Origin of the sequence: Shewanella sp. Isolate13, from assembly GCF_022398325.1 — a bacterium.
Taxonomy (GTDB): domain Bacteria; phylum Pseudomonadota; class Gammaproteobacteria; order Enterobacterales; family Shewanellaceae; genus Shewanella.
Window position 1 is genome coordinate 1 of record NZ_JAKEVD010000071.1, and the last position, 1,302, is coordinate 1,302.

Sequence of the window (1,302 nt, forward strand, 5' to 3'; positions counted from 1 at the left end):
AACTTACTCAGTCCTTTATACTTACTTTTTACGACTGAGTAATCTAAAGAAAAGCCCATACTTTCAAGCTGATTAGCACTAGTTTTTACAAATGTGCCAAAATTTGGAGTTTTATCACTCGGAAAAAAATTAGATACAAAAAGAACAGTTTTCATAAACTAAAGCCTTGAATCAAATCAAATAAAAAATAATACTGTAGTGATAAACAAAGAATTAGACTTAAAGAGACTAGCATTCCCCGCAATTTCTGAGCACTATAGCTAACAATAACAATATACAGATAGTGAAGAAGCCACCCAATCAAAATCGATAGACAGAAAGAATTCAATGTTATTAGATCATAATAATACAAAGCAAGACCAACTAACGTAGGCAAGCAATATATAAAAAACCCAAAGTATATTCTTTTAAACTGCAATCGAGAACTCAACTTATAACCAAGAATTCCGCTAGATATTTCAAGAACTTTACTTTGAAGTAAGAAAACCGAAACAATAGTCAGTTGAATAAAATTCTCTTTGAAAATTATTTCAACACCAAAGTCAAAAAAGAATAAAATAAAAAATGATACCAGTAAAACACATATTGCTGTTAACTCAGAAAGAAATAAGTGACCTTCAGACTCTGTATTAGCAACAAGCTTAGGGAAGATATAATTCCCAACAACTACTGTAGCAACATTTAGTAGGCTAAATATAGTTATTAGTGCATTAAACTCAGTGGCCATTCCCTTATCATTTAGAACAAACTGAATAAAAGCTAAAAGACCTGTACTTAAAAAAAGATGGATATAAAAATATTTTGCATAAGACATGCTCTTTTTTGCAAAATCTATAGTTGATTTAAAATCAAGTGTCTTAAAGGAAAAAAACACTAAGAGAAACACAATAAGAAGTATGAAGAATATAAAAACTAAAACACCAAAATATAAAAAACTACCAAGCAAAGCAAAGAAAAGCAGAATGATATTGTTTGATGACGTATAGATAAAGAATCGTTTATAGTTATTATTAAAGGCGTCTCTTTTTGCTAACAATGAAAATACACTTAAAACAAGAGCACAAAAAACAGCAAGTGATACAATTACCTGGTCTTCTGTCGAGATTACATCTTTGTTAAAACCAAAATAAAGAAATAGAATCAATAAAAAAACCAAAAACACTTTAAATATCAAACTCAGTGATTCTTTATATATATGCGTTACGGCATTATTTTCATTACTATTCTTAATAAGGAAGAAAAAGGAATAATTCAGACCTAATAAAAATATATTAGAAAGAAATACAGAGTAAGCTTTAACAG

At 28.6% G+C, this 1,302-nt stretch carries 1 protein-coding gene; it reads right to left on the reverse strand.

Annotated elements, in window-relative coordinates:
* Nucleotides 1–151: 151 nt before the first annotated feature.
* A partial coding sequence (locus tag L1D44_RS21610) for a hypothetical protein (RefSeq protein ID WP_239893254.1) occupies nucleotides 152–1,302 on the reverse strand: 1,151 nt, incomplete at its 5' end.